Origin of the sequence: Streptomyces sp. NPDC052721, assembly GCF_040678315.1 — a bacterium.
GTDB lineage: Bacteria > Actinomycetota > Actinomycetes > Streptomycetales > Streptomycetaceae > Streptomyces.
In genome coordinates this window covers 302,549-309,130 of sequence record NZ_JBFATL010000004.1, presented here as the reverse complement: position 1 = coordinate 309,130, position 6,582 = coordinate 302,549, and the positions used below count along the sequence as shown (strand labels likewise).

Genomic DNA, 6,582 nt, shown 5'->3' with positions numbered 1-6,582 from the left:
GACATGCTCGGCGAGGAGGTCGTGCCGGTGCTGCGCGAGGAGTTCGCCAAGGGACGTGGCGCGGACGTGCCCGAGGCGCCGACCCACCGGTCGCTGCTCGCCGCGCAGAATACCCAGAACACGCGGGGCGCGCAGGAGGAGAAGGAGGAGAGCAGCGTATGACCGAGCGTATGAAGGTGGTCGTGGTGTCGGCGGGGCTGAGTGTTCCGTCCTCCACCCGGCTGCTCGCCGACCGGCTCGCCGCCGCGGTGAACCGTGCGACGCCGGTGGAGATCGAAGTGGTCGAGCTGCGCGACCTCGCCGTCGAGATCGCGCACAACTTCACCAACGGGTTCGCCGGGAAGGCGCTCGCCGTCGCGCAGGACGCGGTGACCGGGGCCGACGGGCTCATCGTGGTCACGCCGGTGTTCAGCGCCTCCTACAGCGGGCTGTTCAAGTCCTTCTTCGACGTGCTGGACAAGGACGCGCTGGCGGGCAAGCCGGTGCTGATCGGGGCCACCGGCGGGACCGGACGGCACTCGCTGGTGCTGGAACACGCCCTGCGGCCACTGTTCGCCTACCTGCGGGCCGTCGTCGTCCCCTCCGGGGTGTACGCCGCCTCCGAGGACTGGGGCGCCGAAGGACTCGCCCAGCGGATCGAACGGGCCGCGGGGGAGTTGGCGGCGTTGATGCCGTTGGCTCCGCGGCGGGGGGAGGAGGCCGTTGTGCCCTTCGCCGAACAGCTCGCGGCACTGCGGCGCTGAATCCTGCCCACCCACCCACCCGACTCGGCCAGCTGAGAGGTTGCCGTTCCGGGTGGGTGGCGGCTCGGTCGGCTGAGTGGTTGCCGATCGGGGTGGGTGGCGGCTCGGTCGGCTGAGTGGTTGCCGATCGGGGTGGGTGGCGGCTCGGTCGGGCGAGTGGTTGCCGATCGGGGCGGCCGTCGCCTCGGTCCTGGCCAGTGGTTGCCGACCGGTGCCGGTCGACTCGGGCAGCCGGGAGGTTGCCGTTCCGGGTGCCCGGTGGCTCGGGCAGCCGAGTGGGTGCCGCTCCGGGTGTCTGGCGGCTCGGTCGGCCGGGAGGTTCGGGGGTTTCGCGGGTTGCGCCTGTGACGGTGAGAGGCCGGTAAAAAGGGTGATCGTAGGTTCAGCGGGCCCGGTCGAACCGCCGGAGGCCTTGGCAGACTGGGGATGTGCCCCAGACTGTGCTGCTCGCTGAAGACGACCGTGCCATCCGTCATGCCCTGGAGCGTGCCCTGACGCTGGAGGGGTACCAGGTGACGGCGGTCGCCGACGGCGTGGAAGCGCTGGCGCAGGCGCACCGGAACCCGCCGGACGTGCTCGTCCTCGACGTGATGATGCCGGGCATCGACGGGCTCCAGGTGTGCCGGGTGCTGCGCGCCGAGGGGAACCGCACGCCCATCCTCATGCTCACCGCCCTGGTGGAGACCGCCGACCGCATCGCGGGTCTGGACGCCGGCGCCGACGACTACGTGGTCAAGCCGTTCGACGTCGAGGAGGTCTTCGCCCGGCTGCGCGCGCTGCTGCGCCGTACCAGCCCGGTGCCCGTCCCCGGCGGTGGCCCGGAGGGCCCGGTCCGTGAGGCACAGGTGTCCTCCGACCGGCAGGTGGAGGCCGCCGGCCTGCGCATGGACCTCCAGGCGCGCCGGGCCTGGCGCGGCCGGCGCGAGCTGGAACTGACCCGTACCGAGTTCGAGCTGCTGGAACTGCTGGTGCGCAACGCCGGCATCGTGCTCGACCACTCCACGATCTACGACCGCATCTGGGGCTACGACTTCGGCCCCGGCTCCAAGAACCTCGCCGTCTACGTCGGCTATCTGCGCCGAAAGCTGGACGAGCCCGGTGCCCCGCAGCTGATCCACACCGTGCGGGGCGTGGGTTACGTGCTCCGGGAGGACTAGGTGGGCCGCCGGTGGCTGCCGGACCGGCCCCGGCCGAAGCTGGTCTCCCTGCGCACCACGTTCGCGGTCTCCTTCGCGGCCGTCACCGCCGCCGTCACGATCCTCGTCGGCATCATGTCGTACAACTCCGCCGCGCGGCTCGTCCGGGTGGACCAGCAGTCGGTGTTCACGCAGGTCGTGCAGGACGTCCAGGACGAGGTGCGGCAGCACACGATGGGTCCGGAGGACTTCTCCTCCTCCCGTCCGGGGCACGATCTGGTCCGTCCCGCCCGCACCGACGTCCAGGTGCTCGGCGCGCGGGGGCAGATCATGGACCACGGCAGCCCGGTGCTGCCGGTCACCTCCCGGGACCGGGCCATGGCTCTGGCGCGGACGGCCGGGAAGGTGGTCGAGCACAAGGACGTGCGGGTGGACGCGGACCTGTTCCGCATCGCCACCGTCTCGCTCGGGAACGGGCGGGGGGCCGTCCAGGTCGCGCAGGAGTTCAGCGACACCGAGGATCTGCTGCGGGCGCTCCAGCAGCGGACGCTGATCCTGATGGCGGCGGTGGTGGTGGCGGCCGGGCTGTTCGGCTGGTGGCTGGCCCGGCGGATCACCCGGCGCCTGGTGGTCCTGACGTCGGCCGCCGAGGACGTCGCCCGCACCCGGCAGCTGGGCATCCAGGTGCCGGTGGCCGGGCTGGACGAGGTGGGGCGTCTCGGCCGTGCCTTCGACCGGATGCTGGGGCGGCTCGCGCAGTCGGAGGAGGACCAGCGCAGGCTGGTGCAGGACGCCGGCCACGAACTCCGTACCCCGCTGACCTCCCTCCGTACGAACATCTCGCTGCTGCGGCGGATCGACGAACTCCCGCCCGCCACCCGGGAGGATCTGGTCGCCGACCTGTCCCAGGAGGCCCGGGAGCTGACCGACCTGGTCAACGAGCTGGTCGACCTCGCCGCCGGGCAGTCCGACAGCGAGCCGCCCCAGCGGGTGGACCTCGCCGACCTCGCCGAGGACGTCGTGGGGCTGGCCCGGCGCCGTACCGGGCGGGAGATCGTGCTGCGGGCGAGCGGTGACACGACGACCGACGGGCGGCCCGGCATGCTCCAGCGGGCCATCTCCAACCTGGTCGAGAACGCGGCCAAGTTCGACCGGGACGGCAAGGCGCCGATCGAGGTCGGCGTCACGGGGCCGGCGCGGCCGGGGACCGTCCGGGTGGAGGTGCGGGACCGGGGGCCGGGGATCGCCGAGGGCGACCTCGTCCGCATCTTCGACCGCTTCTACCGCGCCGCCGACGCCCGTTCCCTGCCGGGCTCCGGCCTCGGCCTGTCGATCGTCCGCGAGGTCGCCATGGCGCACGGCGGAGCACCGTTCGCCGTCCGCCGGGAGGGCGGAGGAGCGGTCATCGGCTTCACGGTGGGCGGGGGGATCGTCCCGGGCGGCGGCAGCGGTACCTGACCGGGGGTGGTGCGGGCCGGTGCCGGCGGTTGAGTACGGGTACCTACCGGGGGCGGGTAGGTGCGCCCATCCGCCCGGCTCGCTCGCCGCCATAGCGTCGCCGTATGCCCGAGGAGACCGCACCGACCGCACCGACCGCACCGTCCGCACCGACCGCCACACCTGCCGCCGGGACCGCGTCCGGGGGCCCCGCTCCCGCCGGGTCCTGGGCCCGTTCGCTCGGCCTCGGCTGTCTCGGCTGTGCCGGGCTGCTGTTCGTCGCCGTGGTCGCTCTGTTCATCCAGCTCACCTGGAGCTCGGAGGACGGGACGGACCTTCCCCGGGTCGCGCCCGAGAAGATGGCGGACCGTGTCTTCGGGCACTCCCAGGAGGCGTACGACGTCCTGGGGTTCACGCGGAGCGTGCCACCGGGAGCCGAGCGCGTAGGCGTCAGCACGGAGAACACGCTGGACGCCGGCTACTGCTACGACGGAGGGCTGCTGGGGCTGGAGGACAAGACCGTCGACGGGGCTTACCGGATGTCCCACACGTGGGCGCTGGACCACGTCCCCGCGAGCCAGGCCGTGCCCGGTCTGCGCCGGCTGCACCAGCGGCTGAAGGACGACGGCTGGAAGGTCTCGTCGTACCGCGAGGGCGGGCAGGGCAAGGACTGGACGCTGTTCGTGCGGCGGGACGACGGGGACGAGCGGATGTCCTTCACCTGGGACCCGGACCGGCAGTACTTCATCGGCGGCGCCACCGCGCCCTGCGCCTACGACCCCGGGTGGACGGACGACGGCACGGACTCCTACTTCCCGGGTGACGCCGCCGGCTCCGTGCGACCGCCGGTCCTCTGGCCCGGGCGGCTATGAGCGGCCCGGCAGGGTGAGGAAGCCCTCCGCGCGGGCGCTCGCCAGGCCGGTCCGCGGGATGGCGCCGCTCTTGCCACCAGCGGGAGAAGAAGGCGAGGGCCGAGCGCCACAGGCGCAGCACCGGGCCCGCGCCGAGGCGGGCGCCGCGTTCGAGGACCGAGCGGACCATCGCGAAGTCGAGCGAGACCCGGTCGATCTCCAAGTCCTTCGCCTGGAGCTGGAGTTCGACGGCCATGTACTCCACCGGGCCGTTCTCGCAGGCGCGGTCGGGCGCGTCAGGTCCAGGGAGAGGCCGCGCTTCCCGCAGGGCACGAAGCTGAGCAGGGCGCGCGGTTCGCCGTTGGCGTCCCGGCACTCCGGCATCAGGCAGCGGCCGTCGGCCGGGTCGCCGAGGCGGCCGAGGGCCATGGAGAAGCCGCGTTCGGTGGCTCCGTCCAGCCACTGGTCGGCGCGGTCCACGAGGACGGCCATCTCCTCGGCGGGGATGTCCTCGTGGCGGCGGACGCGGACCGTGCAGCCGGCCCGGCGGACCCGGTTGTGGGCCTGGCGGACCACGCGCATGGCCCGGCCTTCGAGGGTGAAGTCGGCGAGGTCCACGATCGCCTCGTCGCCGCGTTCCAGCGCGTCCAGGCCGTGCCGGGCGTAGACGGTGCCGGCTTCCTCGCTCGCGCCCATCACGGCCGGGGTCCAGGCGTGCCGGCGGGTCTCGGCGAGCCAGGCGTCGATGGCGCCGGCGCACACCCTCTCATCCCCCGGCGGCCCTCAGTCGCCGCCTCCGCGCCGGGCCGCCGTCAGCAGCCAGGCCAGGTTGCCCACCGCCGCCCCGGCGGCCACCGCGGCGGCGATCACCCCGCCGGTCGCGAGGCCGTCGCTGAACAGGTGCGGGCGCCGGTCCAGGCTGTGCAGGCCGAAGCCGCACAGCTCGTACACGCCGACGGCGGCGGTCACCAGGCTGACGACCAGCACGGTCAGGGTCGGCGCGAGACTGCGCGCACAGACCTCCGTGCCGGGCTCCGCTTCCGTGGTGTCCTGCATGGGTCCCCCGTTGAACAGACGTGTGCACAGCCCGGTGGCCGTCGGCGCTTGGGAACCTACAATACGTAGGGTCGGTTAGGGTCGACGCCGTGCGGATCTACATCAGCGTGGACATGGAAGGCATCACCGGGCTCGTCGACGCCGACGACGTCCAGCCCGGCGGCCGGGACTACGAGCGGGGCCGCGCCATGATGGCCGAGGACGTGAACGCCGCCGTACGGGGCGCGCTGACGGCCGGCGCGGCCGACATCCTGGTCAACGACGCCCACGGGCCGATGCGCAACCTGCTCCCCGAGGCGCTGCACCCCGCGGCTCGCCTGGTGCGCGGCAGGCCCAAGCAACTCGGCATGCTGGAGGGGCTGACCGGGGAGTACGACGCCGCGCTCTGCGTCGGCTACCACTCCCGGGCCGGTGCGCTGGGCGTCCTCAGCCACAGCTTCATGGGCCACGAGATCGAGGACATGTGGCTGGACGGCCGCCCGGTCGGCGAGATCGGCCTGGCCCACGCCACGGCCGCGGCCCTCGGGGTGCCCGTGGTGGCCCTCACGGGTGACGACGCGGCGTGCGCGGAGATGACGGAGTGGGACGCGTCGGTCGTCACCGTCCCGGTGAAGTACGCACGCGACCGGTTCGCGGCCGAGCTGCGGCCGGAGGCGGAGGCGCGGGGGGCCATCGAGGAGGCGGTCGCCCGGGCGCTGACCCCGGGCCCGCGCCGCCCCGCACCGTCCGCCGCCGAGGCCACCCTGACCGTCCGCTGGCAGTCCGCCTCGGTCGCCGCCACCCTGCTCGGCATCCCCGGCGTGACGGCCGAGGATCCCAGGACGGTCCGGACGACCGGTGAACTGCCTGACCTGTACCGGCAGTTCGGGGTGTGGATGCGGGTGGCGGCGTCGCTCACCAACCAGCCGCCGTACTGCTGAGTCCCGCCGGCCGGCTGTGCCGCGGCCACTCGGCTGTGCGGCCGGCCGGCTCGGCGGCCGTACCGGGCCCCTCGCCCCCTGGCAGTGCGTGGACCTGCCCCGCCCCGACGGCGGCACGGTCACCGTCACCGCCGCGCCTTGACCGGCGCAACGACGCCTTGGCGTGCAACCGGCTGGGCCACGCCCTGCTCGCCCCGCACCTGCGGACCGCTGCGCGACAGCGGTCCGCCTGACCCCGCCACCTCGCTCGGCTGGGACGCCCCGGACACCCCCACCGCCCGTCCCGGGCTGGAAGGAGGAGGCCCACCTCGCGGTCGCCTCCCGCGCCCTGCGCTCCGCCGACTCGTCCGGAAGCGCCCGCGGAGACGAGCACGAACCGCAGGCTCCCTTTCCCGTCGCCGCGGACATAGCCTGCCGGGACTTCGCCGCATCAGCAGCC

The 6,582-nt window shown here is 73.7% G+C and carries 6 protein-coding genes and 2 pseudogenes; 6 read left to right on the top strand and 2 right to left on the bottom strand.

Annotated elements, in window-relative coordinates; genetic code table 11:
- The 5 genes and pseudogenes from AB0L21_RS06750 to AB0L21_RS06730 form a co-directional block, all read left to right on the top strand.
- Window positions 1-162, top strand: a pseudogene (locus AB0L21_RS06750) (5,10-methylene tetrahydromethanopterin reductase); the annotation flags it as partial.
- 8 nt (window positions 163-170) lie between these two features.
- Entirely contained in the window at window positions 171-743 is a 573-nt protein-coding gene (locus AB0L21_RS06745; RefSeq protein WP_365782610.1) for an FMN reductase, read from the top strand.
- 428 nt (window positions 744-1,171) lie between these two features.
- Window positions 1,172-1,900, top strand: coding sequence for a response regulator transcription factor (locus tag AB0L21_RS06740; RefSeq protein ID WP_365708008.1), 729 nt, complete (start codon window positions 1,172-1,174; stop codon window positions 1,898-1,900).
- Window positions 1,901-3,337, top strand: coding sequence for a HAMP domain-containing sensor histidine kinase (locus tag AB0L21_RS06735; protein ID WP_365708006.1), 1,437 nt, complete (start codon window positions 1,901-1,903; stop codon window positions 3,335-3,337).
- A gap of 104 nt (window positions 3,338-3,441) precedes the next feature.
- Window positions 3,442-4,188, top strand: a complete 747-nt coding sequence (locus AB0L21_RS06730; protein ID WP_365782592.1) for a hypothetical protein — start codon at window positions 3,442-3,444, stop codon at window positions 4,186-4,188.
- Here AB0L21_RS06730 and AB0L21_RS06725 read toward each other — a convergent pair.
- Together AB0L21_RS06725 and AB0L21_RS06720 are read right to left on the bottom strand one after the other, a co-directional pair.
- Window positions 4,183-4,920, bottom strand: a pseudogene (locus AB0L21_RS06725) (phosphatidylglycerol lysyltransferase domain-containing protein); the annotation flags it as partial. The gene AB0L21_RS06730 and the pseudogene AB0L21_RS06725 sit on opposite strands and share 6 nt — an antisense overlap.
- A gap of 30 nt (window positions 4,921-4,950) precedes the next feature.
- Window positions 4,951-5,223 carry a hypothetical protein gene (locus AB0L21_RS06720; protein ID WP_365708002.1) on the bottom strand — a complete coding sequence of 91 codons (273 nt, stop codon included), beginning with the start codon at window positions 5,221-5,223 and terminating at the stop codon, window positions 4,951-4,953.
- Window positions 5,224-5,312: 89 nt separating this feature from the next.
- On the opposite strand from AB0L21_RS06720, the gene AB0L21_RS06715 reads away from it, so the two are divergent.
- Window positions 5,313-6,143, top strand: coding sequence for a M55 family metallopeptidase (locus AB0L21_RS06715; RefSeq protein ID WP_365708000.1), 831 nt, complete (start codon window positions 5,313-5,315; stop codon window positions 6,141-6,143).
- Window positions 6,144-6,582: the final 439 nt, after the last annotated feature.